The organism is Nitratireductor aquibiodomus, from assembly GCF_900105565.1.
Taxonomy (GTDB): domain Bacteria; phylum Pseudomonadota; class Alphaproteobacteria; order Rhizobiales; family Rhizobiaceae; genus Nitratireductor; species Nitratireductor aquibiodomus.
The window spans coordinates 80,463-96,619 of record NZ_FNSL01000001.1 but is presented as its reverse complement, the minus strand read 5'-3'; the positions used below and the strand labels follow the sequence as shown (position 1 = coordinate 96,619).

Sequence of the window (16,157 nt, the reverse complement as noted above, 5' to 3'; positions counted from 1 at the left end):
CGACCTCAAAGGCTTTTGCGCAAACAGAAATCGCGGCGCCGCCTCATGCAGCACCCTGAGCAAGGCGGTTGAGCGCGTCTTCGACCGACAAGGAGACCCGTTCGCCGGAAGCGCGGTTCTTGAGCTCCACCTCGCCATTGGCGACACCACGCGGGCCAACCACCAGTTGCCAGGGAAGACCGATCAGGTCCGCAGTGGCAAACTTGCCGCCGGCGCGCTGGTCCGTATCGTCATAGAGCACGTCCCTGCCCGCGGCCTGCAGCTTTCCATAAAGCTCTTCGCAGATGCGATCGCAGGCTTCGTCACCCACCTTCATGTTGATCAGGCCCACATCGAAGGGCGCGACGCTCTCCGGCCAGATGATGCCGTTCTCGTCATGGCTCGCCTCGATGATGGCCGCCAGAAGGCGGCTCGGGCCAATGCCGTAGGATCCCATAGACACATGATGCTCCTTGCCGTCCGGACCGGTGACGGTCGCGTTCATGGGCTCGGAATACTTGGTCCCAAAGTGGAAAATATGGCCGACCTCGATGCCGCGCGCAGAAACCTTCTCATCGTCGGGAACAGCGTTCCAGGCGACTTCGTCGTGCATCTCTTCGGTCGCCGCATAAGGCGTCGTCCAGGTGGTGACGATGTCGGCGATCTCCGCGTCATCGCTGAAATCGACATCCGCGCCCGGCACCTGAAGTTCAAGGAACTCCTTGCGGCAGAACACCTCGCTCTCGCCGGTGGAAGCGAGAATGATGAATTCGTGGCTCAGGTCGCCGCCGATGGGGCCGGTGTCGGCGCGCATAGGGATCGCCTGCAGCCCCATGCGGGCAAATGTGCGCAGATAGGCAACGAACATGCGGTTGTAGGCGGCCTTTGCGCCCTCGAAGTCGAGATCGAAGGAATAGGCGTCCTTCATCAGGAATTCGCGCGAACGCATCACGCCAAAACGCGGGCGCACCTCGTCGCGGAACTTCCACTGGATGTGATAGAGATTGAGCGGCAAATCCTTGTAGGACTTCACGTAGGAGCGGAAGATGTCCGTCACCATCTCTTCATTGGTGGGACCGTAGAGCATCTTGCGCTCGTGCCGGTCGGTGATGCGCAGCATCTCCTTACCGTAATCGTCATAGCGCCCGCTCTCCATCCAAAGATCGGCAGACTGGATGGTCGGCATCAGGATTTCCTGCGCCCCTGCCCGGTTCTGCTCCTCGCGGATGATCTGGTTGACCTTGTCGAGAACACGCTTGCCCAACGGCAGCCAGGAAAAGCTTCCGGCGCCCTGCTGGCGGATCATGCCGGCCCGCAGCATCAGACGATGCGAGACGATTTCGGCCTCACGAGGTGTTTCTTTCAGGATCGGCAGAAAGTAGCGCGACAGTCGCATAAACGCATCCATTGAAGCGGCTCGGACGAGCCTGTTCGGAATCAAAGTGACAAATGGTTCAGGGCCGGTGTCTTAACCATTTCGCAATGAATTGAAAAGCCGAAGCCATGCACCGGCCTCCGCTCGCCACACAAAAGGGCGGCTGCACGCGGATTTGATAACAATGCATTTCAAACGCGATTTTCCTCGTGACATTTCGTCTCAACTTGCTCTATGGTGCCCTCCCATAACAAGAGGGTGAAGCTGAAAATTCATCCTCACCACGCGGTCAAAGTCTTGGGAGGATGCGGTCCAGGCGCGGTTACACGCAGCCGCCGACGATGATACGGTAAAGGATCGGACGCGTTGAGTTAGCAAGGCCTCTTGGCCTTGCATTTTTTTTGGGCCAAGCCCATTCCCCGATGTCTTCAGGAGATGCCCGCGCCGCGCCGAAGCGGTTGTCGCATGACTGCCGCAGATTGCGTCAGTCGAAACGCGGAATGACCCTTGGAATATCGTCGAACGAATAACCAAGACCCCGTGTCACAAGGATCAGGAGACCGCAGATCACCACGGCGATGATCGTGGTGCGGATCAGGGCGCGCAGCATGTGCGGCCCGCGCGGCGCGCTTTCGGTGGTGCCAAGCGTCACCTCGCCGTCTTCTTCCTGCGTGCGCAGACCGAACGGCAGCGCGATGAAGAGCACCGTCCACCAGACGATGAAGAAAACGGCCAAAAGAGAAATCCAGCTCATCAGAACCTCAGACCTGTTCGAGTTCCACGAGAGTGCCGGCGAAATCCTTTGGATGAAGGAAGAGGACCGGCTTTCCATGGGCGCCGGTCTTCGGCTCTCCGTCTCCGAGGATGCGCGCACCATCCGCCTTCAATCGGTCGCGCGCGGCAATGATATCGGCCACCTCGTAGCATATGTGATGCATGCCGCCGTCCGGGTTTTTCGAGAGAAAGCCGGCAATCGGTGATCCCTCGCCAAGCGGCTCCAGCAGCTCGACCTTGGTGTTGTCGAGCTCTACGAAAACCACGGTAACACCATGCTCGGGCAGAGCCTGCGGGCGAGAGACGCAGGCGCCCAGCGTATCGCGGTATAGGGCAGACGCTCTTTCAAGGTCCGGCACGGCGATCGCCACGTGATTGAGCTTTCCGAGCATCGGCCTGCCTCTCCTGCAATGCGGCGGGGTCTTTCCACCCCGCCCCTGCTTATTGCGTGACGAATACGGTCACAATGGGCTTTTTGCCCCATGCGGCATTTGCCGCATTGCGCACGGCACGCCGGACCGATTCCGACACCAGGTCGAGATCCTTGCGGCGGTTGCGCGGAATGCTGCGCACGGCGCCGGATGCTGCGTCCAGCATGATGTCCTCGAGCAGTTCCCCCTGTGCATCGCGCTCGGCAACGCCGATGGAGACGATGTCGGGGTCGCCATCAAGATTGAAACGATCATCAAGCACGACATTGAGCACGACATGGCCCGCATAGGAAAGCTTGCGGCGATCGCGGATGCCCATCTCCTCGTCGTCGCCGAGAAGCCGGCCATCCTTGAAGAAACGGCCATGCTGGACCTCGCCAATGATTTCGGCCGGCCCGGGCGCAAGGCGCAGCATGTCGCCATTGCGCACCTGCGTGACCTCTGGAATGCCTTCCATCGCTCCCAGCGAGCCCTGCGCCACCAGATGCGCGGCCTCGCCATGCACCGGCACGAGGATCTGCGGACGCACCCAGGAATACATGCGCTTCAATTCGCTGCGGCGGGGGTGGCCGGAAACATGAACCAGCGCGTCGTCATCCTCGATGATCTCGATGCCCATCTCGATCAGTCGGTTCTTGGTTTCCAGAACCGCTTTTTCATTGCCGGGAATGAGGCGCGAGGAATAGACGACCGTGTCGCCTGCCGTCAGCGCCACATTGCGCATCTCGTCGCGGGCGAGTTTGGCGAGTGCGGCGCGGCTTTCTCCCTGACTTCCGGTACAAAGCACCACGACCTTGTCGCGCGGGACGTGCTGGAACTCGTCCTCGTCCAGATAGTCCGGCAGCCCGTCGAGATAGCCGAGTTCCGTCGCCACATCGATGACGCGCTTCATGGAGCGACCGAGCACGAGAAGCTGGCGACCGGCATCGCGCGCTGCTTCCGCAATGGAGCGAATGCGGCCCACATTGGAGGAGAAGGTGGTGACGACGACACGGCCTGACGCCGCCTCGATCACTTCCTTCAGCCCCTCGCCAACGGCCTGTTCGGTGGGCGATTCGCCTTCGCGCATGGCGTTGGTGGAATCGCAGACCAGCGCCAGAACGCCTTCATCGCCGATCGCGCGGAAGCGTGCCTCGTCGGTCTTGGGGCCGATGGCGGGAGCCGGGTCGATCTTCCAGTCGCCCGTATGCACCACCCTGCCGAGCGGGGTCGAGATGGCGAGCGAAACCGGCTCGGGAATGGAGTGCGCGACGGCAACGGCCTCGATGCTGAACGGACCGACCTCGAAGGTTTCGCCGGCCCTGAATATCTTCACCGGCACATCGGGTGCGCCGGATTCGGACTGGCGCTTGGCTTCCAGAAGCCCGGCGGCAAAAGGCGTCATCCAGACATCAGCCTTGAGCAGCGGCCAGAGATCGAGCACCGCGCCGTAGTGATCTTCATGCGCGTGGGTGATGACGATGCCGCGCAGCCGGTCGACCTCACCGCGAATGAAGCTGATGTCGGGCAGAACCAGATCAACGCCCGGAAGCTCCGGCCCCGGAAAGGTGACGCCGCAATCGACAACGATCCACTCGCGCTTTCCGGCGGGCCCAAAACCATAGAGGCCAAAATTCATGCCGATCTCGCCGACACCGCCAAGCGGGCAGAAAACCAGCTCGGCATTCTTCAGATCGCCGCTCTTGGCCGGCTTCTTTGTGCTGGAACGCGCCATGGGTCCCCTTCTCTTAATCTGCCTGCGCAGAAGCAACCGCGCCAAAATGCACGTCGCCTGCTGCAATTCTCAACAATGAACCGTCCGCTTCGCGGATAACGAAGCGACAGGCCTCGTCGATGGTTTCGAATGTGCCGCGCGCCACGCGGCCGTCGACACGGATGGACACCTGAGTGCCAAGCCCCGCCGCCCGCTTCAGCCAGCGGCTGCGAATGGCATCGAGCCCGCGCCCGCCATTCCAAAGGCGACTGTTATCGACCCAGGCGTCCGAAAGCGCAAGGAAGAGATCGCCTGCGTCACCGCCGAACCCCAGAGCGCTGAGCGAGGTTGCCGGGTAAGGTGTATTGTCCGGGTGGGAGACGACATTGACGCCGATACCAACCGCAATCGCAAAGCGGCCATCTGGAAGAATGGCCGATTCCAGCAGAATGCCGGAAAGCTTCGCCCCGTCGGCCAGAACGTCGTTCGGCCATTTGAGCGCAAAGCGCCCGCCCGGCATGTCACCGCCATCGGCAGCAACCGCAATGCGCTTTTCCGGCACCACTGCCAGAAGCGCATCGGAGAGGGCGAGCCCGGCAACAAAGCCGAGCGTGGCCGCCGTCGCCGGCTCGAAATGACCGACATTCAGGAGCGTGGCTGCAAGATTGCCGGGCGGTGTCGCCCATTCACGGCCGCGACGCCCTCGCCCACTCTCCTGCCTGGAGGCGACAACCCAGAGATTGCCCGGGTCGCCGGCGCGCGCATGATCGAGCGCCAGCGCATTGGTGGAGCCGACGCTCTCATGGGCTTCCAGCCGATAACCGGCCGTTTCCGCCGACGGCGCCAGACGAAAGGCCATGACCTAGAAGAAGGTCTTTGCGGCGGCCTCGGCAAAGCGCCCGACAGGGCCGCCGATCAAAACGTAGAGCAGCACAAAGGCGCCCGACAGAAGCATGACGAAGCGTAGTTCGCCCGCCATGGGCTGGAAGCCGCCCGCCGATTCGTCGAACCACATGATCTTGATAACGCGCAGATAGTAGAATGCGCCGACCACGGAACTGACCACACCGATCACTGCAAGCGCATAGAGCTTGGCGTCGATGGCCGCGAGGAACACGTACCATTTTCCCCAGAAGCCCGCGAGCGGCGGAATGCCTGCCAGCGAGAACATGAGAATGGTCATGATCGTCGCCATCATCGGATTGGTCGACGAGAGGCCCGCCAGATCGTCGATCTGCTCGACATTCGCGTCATTGCGGCGCATGGCCAGGATGACGGCAAACGTGCCGAGCGTCATGGCCAGATAGATCAGCATGTAGATCGCCACGCCCTTGACGCCGGCCTCGGAATTCGCGGCAAGCCCGACAAGGGCATAGCCCACATGGCCGATGGAGGAATAGGCCATGAGGCGCTTGATGTTGCGCTGGCCAATGGCCGCAAACGCGCCAAGGATCATTGAGGCAATCGCCACGAACACGATGATCTGCTGCCAGTCGCTGGCAATCGGTTCGAACGCCCCCATGGTGACACGCACCAGAAGCGCCATGGCAGCCATTTTGGGTGCGGCGGCGAAGAAGGCGGTGACCGGCGTGGGAGCGCCTTCATAGACGTCCGGCGTCCACATGTGGAACGGAACAGCGGAAATCTTGAAAGCGAGCCCCGCCAGCACGAAGACGAGACCGAAGACGAGACCGAGCTGGCGTTCGGCACCCGTGAGCGTTGCGGCGATGACGTCGAAGCCGGTGTTGCCGGTGTAGCCGTAGACCAGCGAAATGCCGTAAAGCATCATGCCCGAAGAGAGAGCGCCGAGAACGAAGTATTTCAGGCCCGCCTCGGTAGAGCGTGCGCTGTCGCGGTTGATGGCGGCAACGACGTAGAGTGCGAGCGACTGAAGCTCGAGGCCAAGATAGAGCGCGATCATGTCATTGGCCGAGATCATCAGCATCATGCCTAATGTGGCCAGCATGATGAGAACCGGGAACTCGAACTTGTCGAACTTCTCCGCCTTGGCAAAACCGACCGACATGACGAGCGTCACAACGGAGCCGACCAGCGTCAGGATCTTCATGAAGCGGGCGAACGCATCGCTTACGAAGGCACCGCCGAAGGCGCGGCCATCGGCCGGGAAGATCACCATCAGCGCCATCACGGCGACCAGAAGCGCGACCGCAAGGCCGGTGACGGTGGAATTGGCACGGGGGCCGGAAAAGACACCGACCATCAGGAGCGCCATAGCGCCCACCGCCAGGATCAGCTCCGGCGTTGCAAGGATCAGGCTTATCGTCAGATCAGGCGTCATTCGCTTTCAATCCGTTTACTGCGCGGCAGCCGTTGCCGCTTCCCGTGCCATGTCGGCCGACAGGGAGACATTGTTCACAAGTGCTTCGACCGAAACCGCCGTCGCATCGAGGATCGGTGCCGGGTAGACACCGAAGAAGATGACCAGCACCACAAGCGGGTAGAGGATCAGCTTCTCGCGTGCGGAGAGGTCGAGCATGCCCTTCAGGCTCTCCTTGGTCAGCGAGCCGAACACAACCCGGCGATAGAGCCAGAGCGCATAACCCGCCGACAGGATGACGCCGGTGGTGGCAAAGAGCGCAACCCAGGTGTTGACCTTGAACACCGACAGAAGCGTCAGGAACTCGCCGACGAAGCCGCTGGTGCCCGGCAGGCCCACATTCGCCATGGTGAAGATCATGAACACGGTGGCGTATTTGGGCATGTTGTTGACCAGCCCGCCATAAGCCGCGATCTCGCGTGTGTGCATGCGGTCATAGATGACGCCGACACACAGGAAGAGCGCCCCCGAGACGAGGCCGTGCGAGAGCATCTGGAAGATCGCGCCCTGCACGCCCTGCTCGTTGATGGCGAAAATACCCATAGTGACGAAGCCCATATGGGCGACCGACGAATAGGCGATCAGCTTCTTGATATCCTCCTGCATCAGCGCCACCAGCGAGGTGTAGATGATGGCGATGACCGACAGGGTGAAGACCAACGGCGCCAGGTCGATGGAGGCGACCGGGAACATGGGCAGCGAGAAGCGCAGGAAGCCATAGCCACCCATCTTCAACAGGATGCCCGCAAGGATGACCGAGCCTGCCGTAGGCGCTTCAACGTGCGCGTCGGGCAGCCAGGTGTGGACCGGCCACATGGGCATCTTGACCGCGAAGGAGGCGAAGAAGGCCACCCATAGCCAGTATTGCATGCCCTCGGGGAAGACGTGGGTCAGAAGCGTCGGGATATCCGTCGTTCCGGCCTGCCAGTACATCGCCATCATGGCGAGCAGCATCAACACGGAGCCGAGCAGCGTGTAGAGGAAGAACTTGAAGCTCGCATAGACGCGCCGCTTGCCACCCCAGACACCGATGATGATGAACATCGGAATGAGGCCTGCCTCGAAGAAGACATAGAAGAGCACGATGTCGAGCGCGCAGAACACGCCGATCATGAGCGTTTCCAGAATGAGGAACGCGATCATGTATTCCTTGACGCGGTGCTCCACCGCCTCCCAGCTTGCCAGAACGCATAGCGGCATGAGGAAGGTTGTCAGGATGACGAACAGCATGGAGATGCCGTCGACACCCATGTGATAGGAAATGCCGGAGCCCAGCCATTCCTGCTTTTCCACCATCTGGAACCCAGGGGTCGACGCATCGAAGCCGATCCAGATGAAGAGCGACAGGACGAAGGTGAAAACCGTCGTAAGAAGCGCGACATTGCGAATGTTCCGGCGCGCACCGGCACCGTCCTCCCGGATCAGGAGGATGAGAAGCGCACCCACCAGCGGCAGGAAGGTGACCGTGGAAAGAATTGGCCAGTCGGTCATGGCTTAGAACGTGCCTCCGAGCATCATCCAGGTAACGAGGGCAGCAACGCCGATGAGCATGGCGAAGGCGTAGTGATAGAGATAGCCGCTCTGCAGCTTGACGATCCGGTTGGTCACATCGACCACACGGGCCGAAATGCCATCCGGGCCGAGACCGTCGATGACCATGCCGTCGCCCTTCTTCCAGAGGAAGTGGCCGAGGCGCTTGGCCGGACGGACGAACAGGAAGTCATAGAGCTCGTCGAAATACCACTTGTTGAGCAGGAAGGCGTAAAGCCCGCTGAACTGCCTGGCCAACTGCTTGGGACGCTCGGGCGAACGGATGTAGTAAACCCAGGCGACATAGAGGCCGAGAAGCATGGCGACGAAAGGAGCAAGCTTCACCCAGACGGGCACGTGGTGGAACTCTTCCAGCATGTGGTTGTCCGGCAGCGTGAAGAGCGCACCCTTCCAGAAATGCTCATACTCGTGGCCGACGAAGAACTCCTTGAAGGCAACGCCGGCAAAGAGTGCGCCAACGGCCAGGATGAAAAGCGGCACGAGCATGACCAGCGGCGATTCATGCACATGGTGCATCACATCGGCGGAAGCGCGCGGCTTGCCGTGGAAGGTCATGAAGATCAGACGCCAGGAGTAGAAGCTGGTGAAGACGGCCGCCACGGTGAGCAGGATGAATGAGAACGTCGCGAAATAGTTCTCCGCCGCGAAGGCACCTTCAATTATGGCGTCCTTGGAAAAGAAGCCTGCCGTACCGATGACCGTCAGCGGAATGCCCACGCCGGTCAGCGCGATCGTGCCTATGATCATCATCCAGTAGGTCTGCGGGATCAGCTTCCTGAGACCGCCCATCTTGCGCATGTCCTGTTCGTCGGAGACGGCATGAATGACCGAACCGGACCCAAGGAACAGAAGCGCCTTGAAGAAGGCGTGCGTAAAGAGGTGGAAGATGGCCGCGCTGTAAAAGCCGGTGCCCAGCGCGACGAACATATAGCCGAGCTGCGAACAGGTCGAATAGGCGATCACGCGCTTGATGTCGTTCTGCACCAGACCGACGGTCGCGGCAAAGAAAGCCGTGAACGCGCCGACGAAGGTCACGACCGTGAGAGCCGTGTGCGACAGCTCGAAGATCGGCGACAGGCGCGCGACCATGAAGACACCTGCCGTCACCATAGTGGCGGCGTGGATGAGTGCGGAAACCGGGGTCGGGCCTTCCATGGCGTCGGGCAGCCAGGTGTGCAGCGGCACCTGTGCCGACTTGCCCATGGCGCCCATGAACAGAAGAAGACAGATCGCCGTCAGCGCGCCGCCCTTGTCGAGCGCGTAGCCGAGGAAGGTGAGCACGGGCTCGCCGGCCTCTGCGCCTTCAGCCGGAAGATAGGTCGCGGCGTTGGCGAAGATGGTGCTGAAGTTCACCGAACCGAACAGCATGTAGACGCCGAAAATACCGAGCAGGAAGCCGAAATCGCCCACGCGGTTGACAACGAACGCCTTGATGGCCGCGGCATTGGCGGAGGGCTTCTTGAACCAGAAGCCGATCAGCAGATAGGAGGCCAGACCCACGCCTTCCCAGCCGAAGAACATCTGGATCAGGTTGTCGGAGGTCACCAGCATGAGCATGGCGAAGGTGAACAGCGACAGATAGGCAAAGAAGCGCGGCCGATGCGGGTCATGGTGCATGTAGCCGATCGAATAGATGTGAACCAGCGCCGAAACCGTGTTGACCACGATCAGCATGACGGCAGTCAGCGTGTCGACGCGGATCGCCCAGCTCACATCCAGATTGCCCGAGGTGATGAAGGCCAGAAGCGGCACGGTGAATGCCTCGCCGCTGCCCATGGCCATCGTGAAGAAGGCCACCCAGGACAAAAGCGCGGCAATGACCATGAAGCCGCTGGTGATCAGCTCGGATCCCTTCGCGCCGATAGAGCGGCCGAACAGCCCGGCGATCAGAAAGCCGATAAGCGGGAGAAATACGATCGCTTGATACATGGCCGTATGCTCAGCCCTTCATCATGTTGATGTCTTCGACGGCGATGGTGCCGCGATTGCGGAAGAAGACGACGAGAATGGCAAGTCCGATCGCGGCTTCCGCCGCCGCGACGGTGAGAACGAAAAGCGCGAAAACCTGGCCAACCAGATCTCCAAGAACCGAGGAGAAGGCGACGAAGTTCAGGTTGACCGCAAGCAGGATGAGCTCGACCGACATCAGGATGATGATGACGTTCTTCCGGTTCAGGAAGATGCCGAACACGCCGAGCGTGAACAGGATGGCCGAGACGGTCAGATAGTGTGCGATGCCGATTTCCAGCATGATCAGAGGCCCTCGCCCGTTTCGACTTTCTTGATTTCAATCGCCGTTTCAGGCGTGCGCGCCACCTGGACAGAGATGTTCTGCCGCTTGACGTTTTCCTTGTGGCGCAGCGTCAGCACGATGGCGCCGATCATGGCCACCAGCAGCACCATGCCGGCGATCTGGAAGAAATGGATGTAATCGGTGTAGAGAATGTCGCCGAGCGCTGCCGTGTTGTGGCGCACATCGATCGGCGGCGTGGGCTGGGCAACCTCGCCCGAAAGCTCCGGCGCGAAGGCGTAACCGCCGAGAACGATGATCAGCTCTGCGGCCAGGATGATGCCCACCAGCGCACCGACCGGCGCATACTGCAGCGCGCCGCGCTTCAGCTCCGCGAAGTCCACATCCAGCATCATGACGACGAACAGGAACAGCACGGCAACCGCGCCGACATAGACGACCAGCATGATGAAGGCCAGAAACTCGGCGCCCGTCAGAAGGAAGAGACCGGCCGAGTTGAAGAACGCGACGATCAGGTAGAGCACCGAATGCACGGGATTGCGCGCGGAAATGACCATAAAGGCCGCCGCCACGGTTAGGAAGGCGAACAGATAAAAGAAAATCGCCTCAAGTCCTGTCAGCATGGTTCCCTCGGTACCTAGCCTGCCGAAGCAGAGCGCTCCGGCTTTTCAAGAAACCCGGCACGCCGGGCATTCACTATGTTTCGTTTAGACGGGCGCCCCGCCCCCGTCCACGGGTCAAACCGTCACCGGTATGGCGCATCCAGCGCGATGTTGCGCGCCAGTTCCCGCTCCCACCGGTCGCCATTGGCGAGCAGCTTGTCCTTGTCGTAGTAAAGCTCTTCGCGCGTTTCCGTCGCGAACTCGAAGTTCGGCCCTTCGACAATGGCGTCAACAGGGCAGGCCTCCTGGCAGAAGCCGCAATAGATGCACTTCACCATGTCGATGTCGTAGCGCACCGTGCGGCGCGTGCCGTCATTGCGGCGGGGCCCCGCCTCGATGGTGATGGCCTGGGCCGGGCAGATCGCCTCGCACAGCTTGCATGCAATGCAGCGTTCCTCGCCATTGGGATAGCGGCGCAATGCATGCTCGCCGCGGAAGCGCGGGCTGACCGGGCCTTTTTCATGTGGGTAGTTCAGCGTGTATTTCGGCGCAAAGAACTGCCGCATGGACAGGATGACAGCCCCGACGAACTCTTTGAGAAGCAGCGATTTGGCTGCCTGTGCAAGCGCACTCATCGATTTTCTCCGAAGCGTGTTTCAGGGATGAAAACAGTCGTCGTCATGCCATCCCCGTGATTTTCAGGAAGGCCGCGGTGGCAACGACCATGAAGAGCGACAGCGGCAGGAACACCTTCCAGCCAAGGCGCATCAGTTGATCGTAGCGGTAGCGCGGCACGAAAGCCTTCACCAAAGCGAACATGAAGAAGACCATGCACATCTTCAACACGAACCAGATGACGCCCGGCACCCAGGTGAAGGGAGCAAAGTCGAGCGGCGGCAGCCAGCCACCCAGGAACAGGATGGTGGTGAGCGCACACATCAGGACGATTGCCACATACTCGCCGAGGAAGAAGAGCAGGAACGGCGTCGAGGAATACTCGATCATGTGACCGGCCACGAGCTCGGATTCAGCCTCCACCAGGTCGAAGGGCGGACGGTTCGTCTCGGCGAGCGCCGAGATGAAGAACACGATGAACATGGGGAACAGCGCGAGCCAGTTCCAGTCGAGGAACGTGTTCGGCAGGCCAAGCATGGTGCCGAGACCATCACCCTGCGCAAGCACGATGTCGGTCAGGTTGAGCGAGCCGACCGTGAGCAGGACGGTGACGATCACGAAGCCGATGGAGACTTCATAGGAGACCATCTGTGCCGCCGAACGCAGCGCACCGAGGAACGGATATTTCGAGTTGGAGGCCCAGCCGCCCATGATCACGCCGTAGACTTCCAGCGACGCGATGGCGAAGACGTAGAGAATGCCGATGTTCACATTGGCAATCGCCCAGCCTTCATTGACCGGGATCACCGCCCATGCGGCAATCGCCAGAACCGAGGCGACGACCGGTGCCAGCAGGAAGACGCCCTTGTTGGCGCCGGACGGGATGACCGGCTCCTTGAAGACGAACTTGAAGAGATCGGCAAACGCCTGGAACAGGCCCCACGGGCCGACCACGTTCGGACCCCGGCGGCGCTGCACGGCGGCCCAGATCTTGCGGTCGGCGTAAAGGATATAAGCGACGAAGATCAGGAGGATGACGATCATCGCCACCGACTGCAGAAGGATCAGAAGCCCCGGAAGGACGTAGGTTGAAAAGAAGGTATCCATTCGTCTCTACTCGGCCGCCTGTTTCAGTTCGCCACGCGCCAGCGCCGAACATTCGGCCATCACGGCCGAGGCGCGGGCAATCGGATTGGTGAGATAGAAATCCTTCACCGCAGAGGCGAAGGGAGCTTTCGTAAGCCGTCCGCCAAGCTTCGCAAGCTTCTCGACATCACCTGTATCGGCGGGTGCTACGGCATCGATGGCCGCGAAATGCGGGAAATCGGCATAAAGCGCTGCGCGCAGGGCGCCAAGTGAATCGAAAGGCAGCTTGTGGCCAAGCACATCGGACAGCGCCCGAAGAATGGCCCAGTCTTCCTTGGCCTCGCCCGGCGCGAAACCGGCGCGGTTGGTCGTCTGAACCCGGCCCTCGGTGTTCACATAGGTGCCGGACTTTTCCGTATAGGTGGCTGCCGGCAGGATGACATCGGCGCGGTGTGCACCGGCATCGCCATGGGTGCCGATGTAAACGGTAAAGGCGTCGCCGATCGCGTTCATGTCGATCTCGTCGGCGCCGAGCAGGAAGAGCACGTCCATCGCGCCCATCATGCCCTTTACGTCCTTGCCCTCTTTACCGGGCACGAAGCCGAGATCGAGACCGCCGACCCTGCTTGCGGCAGTGTGAAGAACGGCGAAACCGTTCCACTCGGCAGACACTGCCTTGACCGATCCGGCAAGCTTTGCCGCGAGACCGAGGATCGCCGCACCGTCGGAGCGGGCCAGAGCCCCCTGCCCCACGATGATCATCGGACGCTTGGCCTTCTTAAGGACCGAAGCGAACTTGCCATTGCTTTCGGCAAGTTCCTTGAGCGTCTCGGCGCCAGCGCCGAGTTGCTCGTAATCATAACGCAGGTCGCCCATCTCGCCGATGACGCCAATGGGGAAATCGCCCATGCGCCAGCGCTTGCGGATGCGGGCGTTGAGAACCGACGCCTCGAAACGCGGGTTGGCGCCGACGATCAGAAGCGCGTCGGCCTCCTCGATGCCCTCAATCGTCGGGTTGAAGAGATAGCCCGCACGCCCAAGCGCCGGATCAAGCACTGCGCCATCCTGGCGACAGTCATAATTCTGGGAGCCGAGCGACTGCATCAGCGCCTTGAGTGCGTACATTTCCTCGACGGCTGCAAGATCGCCGGCGATTGCGCCGATCTTTTCCGGCTGAGCCTTCGTCACAGCTTTTGCAATGGCGTCGAACGCCTCGCCCCACGAGGCCGGCTGCAGGCGGTTGTCCCTGCGCACATAGGGGCGGTCAAGGCGCTGCGTGCGCAGGCCGTCCCAGATGAAGCGGGTCTTGTCGGAAATCCACTCCTCGTTCACCGCCTCGTTGATGCGCGGCATGATGCGCATCACCTCGCGGCCACGCGTATCAACGCGGATGGCCGAACCGACCGCATCCATCACGTCGATGGACTGTGTCTTGCTGAGCTCCCACGGACGCGCCTGGAACGCATAGGGGCGCGAGGTCAGCGCGCCAACCGGGCACAGGTCAATCACATTGCCCTGAAGCTCGGACGTCATCGCCTCTTCGAGATAGGTGGTGATCTCGGCATCCTCGCCACGGCCGATCAGGCCGAGCTCGGAAATGCCCGCCACCTCGGTTGTGAAACGGACGCAGCGCGTGCAGTGGATGCAGCGCGTCATGATCGTCTTGACGAGCGGTCCGATATATTTGTCTTCGACGGCGCGCTTGTTTTCCTTGTAGCGCGAAGAATCCACGCCAAAGGCCATCGCCTGGTCCTGCAGGTCGCACTCGCCGCCCTGATCGCAGATCGGGCAATCGAGCGGATGGTTGATGAGCAGGAACTCCATCACACCTTCGCGGGCCTTCTTGACCATCGGCGTGTTGGTGTAAACTTCCGGCAGTTCGCCATTGGGGCCAGGGCGCAGATCGCGCACGCCCATGGCGCAGGATGCGGCCGGCTTGGGCGGTCCGCCCTTCACTTCCACCAGACACATGCGGCAGTTGCCGGCGATCGACAGACGCTCATGAAAACAGAAGCGCGGCACCTCCGCGCCCGCCTCCTCGGCGGCCTGCAGCAGCGTGTAGTGATCGGGTACCTCGATCTCCGTGCCGTCGACTTTCAATTTTGCCATGGTCGCTGTCCGCTTACCTCTCGCCCCTTCCGGAGCAAACCTTCACTTTTATTCCGCCGCCACCAGCGCCGGCCGGGCCTGATGCGCGTTGCGGGTGAACTCGTCGATGCGCCGCTCGATCTCCGGGCGGAAATGACGCACGAGGCCCTGGATCGGCCATGCAGCCGCATCGCCAAGGGCACAGATCGTGTGGCCTTCCACCTGCTTCGTCACGTCGAGCAGCATGTCGATTTCGTGCTTCTGAGCCTGACCGATGACCAGACGCTCCATCACGCGCCACATCCAGCCGGTGCCTTCACGGCACGGCGTGCACTGGCCGCAGCTCTCGTGCTTGTAGAAATAGGAGAGCCGCGCAATCGCCTTCACGATGTCGGTGGACTTGTCCATCACGATCACGGCGGCGGTGCCGAGACCCGATTTCAGTTCGCGTAGACTGTCGAAATCCATCGGCGTATCGATGATCTCACTGGCCGGCACCAGCGGCACCGAAGAGCCGCCGGGAATGACCGCCAGAAGATTGTCCCAGCCGCCGCGGATGCCGCCGCAATGGCGCTCGATCAGCTCGCGGAACGGGATCGACATCTCCTCTTCCACCGTGCACGGCGTGTTAACGTGGCCGGAAATGCAGAAGAGCTTCGTGCCCTTGTTGTTCTCACGCCCGAAGGAGGAGAACCACGAAGCACCGCGACGCAGAATGGTCGGCGCAACGGCGATGGATTCGACGTTGTTCACGGTGGTCGGACAACCATAGAGGCCGACATTCGCAGGGAATGGCGGCTTGAGACGCGGCTGGCCCTTCTTGCCTTCAAGGCTTTCGAGAAGTGCCGTTTCCTCACCGCAGATATAAGCGCCCGCGCCGTGATGGACGTAAATGTCCATGTCCCAGCCGCACTTGTTGTTCTTGCCGAGCAGGCCCGCCTCGTAGCACTCGGCGATGGCACGCTCGAGCGCCTCACGCTCGCGGATGAACTCACCGCGCACATAGATATAGGCCGCATGCGCGCCCATGGCGAAGCCGGCGATCAGGCATCCCTCGACCAGCGTGTGCGGGTCGTGGCGCATGATGTCGCGGTCTTTACAGGTGCCCGGCTCCGATTCGTCGGCATTGACCACCAGATAATGCGGGCGGTCGCCCGGCTCTTTGGGCATGAACGACCATTTGAGACCGGTCGGGAAGCCGGCGCCACCGCGCCCGCGCAGGCCCGATGCCTTCATCTCATTGATGATCCAGTCGCGGCCCTTGTCGATCAGCCCCCTGGTGTTGTCCCAGAGCCCACGCGACTGCGCCCCCTTCAGGGAACGGTCGAACTGGCCGTAAATATTGGTGAAGATGCGGTCTTTATCCTGGAGCAT

At 61.3% G+C, this 16,157-nt stretch carries 14 protein-coding genes; all 14 read right to left on the bottom strand.

Going from position 1 to position 16,157, the window contains the following annotated elements; genetic code table 11:
* Positions 1-43 precede the first annotated feature (43 nt).
* The gene (gene proS / locus BLW55_RS00465; protein ID WP_090329835.1) at positions 44-1,375 is read right to left on the bottom strand and encodes a proline--tRNA ligase; all 1,332 of its coding nucleotides are present in this window, start codon (positions 1,373-1,375) and stop codon (positions 44-46) included.
* A gap of 463 nt (positions 1,376-1,838) precedes the next feature.
* Positions 1,839-2,108, bottom strand: coding sequence for a DUF1467 family protein (locus BLW55_RS00460; RefSeq protein WP_007007888.1), 270 nt, complete (start codon positions 2,106-2,108; stop codon positions 1,839-1,841).
* Positions 2,109-2,115: 7 nt separating this feature from the next.
* Complete coding sequence (mce, locus tag BLW55_RS00455; protein WP_090325887.1) at positions 2,116-2,520, bottom strand: methylmalonyl-CoA epimerase; 405 nt, start codon at positions 2,518-2,520, stop codon at positions 2,116-2,118.
* Positions 2,521-2,569: 49 nt separating this feature from the next.
* A complete protein-coding gene (locus BLW55_RS00450; RefSeq protein WP_090325884.1) occupies positions 2,570-4,273 on the bottom strand; it encodes a ribonuclease J in 1,704 nt (567 codons plus the stop codon).
* A 13-nt stretch (positions 4,274-4,286) separates the two neighbouring features.
* The gene (locus tag BLW55_RS00445; protein WP_007007891.1) at positions 4,287-5,111 is read right to left on the bottom strand and encodes a biotin--[acetyl-CoA-carboxylase] ligase; all 825 of its coding nucleotides are present in this window, start codon (positions 5,109-5,111) and stop codon (positions 4,287-4,289) included.
* Between the two features lie 3 nt (positions 5,112-5,114).
* On the bottom strand, positions 5,115-6,551 hold the full coding sequence (gene nuoN / locus BLW55_RS00440) for an NADH-quinone oxidoreductase subunit NuoN (protein WP_090325881.1): 1,437 nt from the start codon (positions 6,549-6,551) through the stop codon (positions 5,115-5,117).
* Between the two features lie 15 nt (positions 6,552-6,566).
* Positions 6,567-8,081, bottom strand: coding sequence for an NADH-quinone oxidoreductase subunit M (locus BLW55_RS00435; RefSeq protein WP_007007893.1), 1,515 nt, complete (start codon positions 8,079-8,081; stop codon positions 6,567-6,569).
* 3 nt (positions 8,082-8,084) lie between these two features.
* A complete protein-coding gene (gene nuoL / locus BLW55_RS00430) occupies positions 8,085-10,070 on the bottom strand; it encodes an NADH-quinone oxidoreductase subunit L (protein ID WP_007007894.1) in 1,986 nt (661 codons plus the stop codon).
* Between the two features lie 10 nt (positions 10,071-10,080).
* Entirely contained in the window at positions 10,081-10,389 is a 309-nt protein-coding gene (gene nuoK / locus BLW55_RS00425) for an NADH-quinone oxidoreductase subunit NuoK (RefSeq protein WP_025030250.1), read from the bottom strand.
* A gap of 5 nt (positions 10,390-10,394) precedes the next feature.
* Entirely contained in the window at positions 10,395-11,015 is a 621-nt protein-coding gene (locus BLW55_RS00420) for an NADH-quinone oxidoreductase subunit J (RefSeq protein WP_065817665.1), read from the bottom strand.
* Between the two features lie 122 nt (positions 11,016-11,137).
* Positions 11,138-11,629, bottom strand: coding sequence for an NADH-quinone oxidoreductase subunit NuoI (nuoI, locus tag BLW55_RS00415; protein WP_065817666.1), 492 nt, complete (start codon positions 11,627-11,629; stop codon positions 11,138-11,140).
* Positions 11,630-11,672: 43 nt separating this feature from the next.
* Positions 11,673-12,716 (bottom strand): NADH-quinone oxidoreductase subunit NuoH, encoded by a 1,044-nt coding sequence (nuoH, locus tag BLW55_RS00410; protein ID WP_007007897.1) that lies wholly within the window; start codon positions 12,714-12,716, stop codon positions 11,673-11,675.
* 6 nt (positions 12,717-12,722) lie between these two features.
* Positions 12,723-14,804 (bottom strand): NADH-quinone oxidoreductase subunit NuoG, encoded by a 2,082-nt coding sequence (nuoG, locus tag BLW55_RS00405; RefSeq protein ID WP_090325879.1) that lies wholly within the window; start codon positions 14,802-14,804, stop codon positions 12,723-12,725.
* A gap of 48 nt (positions 14,805-14,852) precedes the next feature.
* Positions 14,853-16,157, bottom strand: coding sequence for an NADH-quinone oxidoreductase subunit NuoF (gene nuoF / locus BLW55_RS00400; RefSeq protein ID WP_090325877.1), 1,305 nt, complete (start codon positions 16,155-16,157; stop codon positions 14,853-14,855).

Excerpts from the sequence above, each read along its gene's own strand:
- proS (WP_090329835.1), bottom strand. The coding sequence starts at position 1,375 with ATGCGACTGTCGCGCTACTTTCTGCCGATCCTGAAAGAAACACCTCGT.
- BLW55_RS00460 (WP_007007888.1), bottom strand. The coding sequence starts at position 2,108 with ATGAGCTGGATTTCTCTTTTGGCCGTTTTCTTCATCGTCTGGTGGACG.
- mce (WP_090325887.1), bottom strand. The coding sequence starts at position 2,520 with ATGCTCGGAAAGCTCAATCACGTGGCGATCGCCGTGCCGGACCTTGAA.
- BLW55_RS00450 (WP_090325884.1), bottom strand. The coding sequence starts at position 4,273 with ATGGCGCGTTCCAGCACAAAGAAGCCGGCCAAGAGCGGCGATCTGAAG.
- BLW55_RS00445 (WP_007007891.1), bottom strand. The coding sequence starts at position 5,111 with ATGGCCTTTCGTCTGGCGCCGTCGGCGGAAACGGCCGGTTATCGGCTG.
- nuoN (WP_090325881.1), bottom strand. The coding sequence starts at position 6,551 with ATGACGCCTGATCTGACGATAAGCCTGATCCTTGCAACGCCGGAGCTG.
- BLW55_RS00435 (WP_007007893.1), bottom strand. The coding sequence starts at position 8,081 with ATGACCGACTGGCCAATTCTTTCCACGGTCACCTTCCTGCCGCTGGTG.
- nuoL (WP_007007894.1), bottom strand. The coding sequence starts at position 10,070 with ATGTATCAAGCGATCGTATTTCTCCCGCTTATCGGCTTTCTGATCGCC.
- BLW55_RS00420 (WP_065817665.1), bottom strand. The coding sequence starts at position 11,015 with ATGCTGACAGGACTTGAGGCGATTTTCTTTTATCTGTTCGCCTTCCTA.
- nuoI (WP_065817666.1), bottom strand. The coding sequence starts at position 11,629 with ATGAGTGCGCTTGCACAGGCAGCCAAATCGCTGCTTCTCAAAGAGTTC.
- nuoH (WP_007007897.1), bottom strand. The coding sequence starts at position 12,716 with ATGGATACCTTCTTTTCAACCTACGTCCTTCCGGGGCTTCTGATCCTT.
- nuoG (WP_090325879.1), bottom strand. The coding sequence starts at position 14,804 with ATGGCAAAATTGAAAGTCGACGGCACGGAGATCGAGGTACCCGATCAC.
- nuoF (WP_090325877.1), bottom strand. The coding sequence starts at position 16,157 with ATGCTCCAGGATAAAGACCGCATCTTCACCAATATTTACGGCCAGTTC.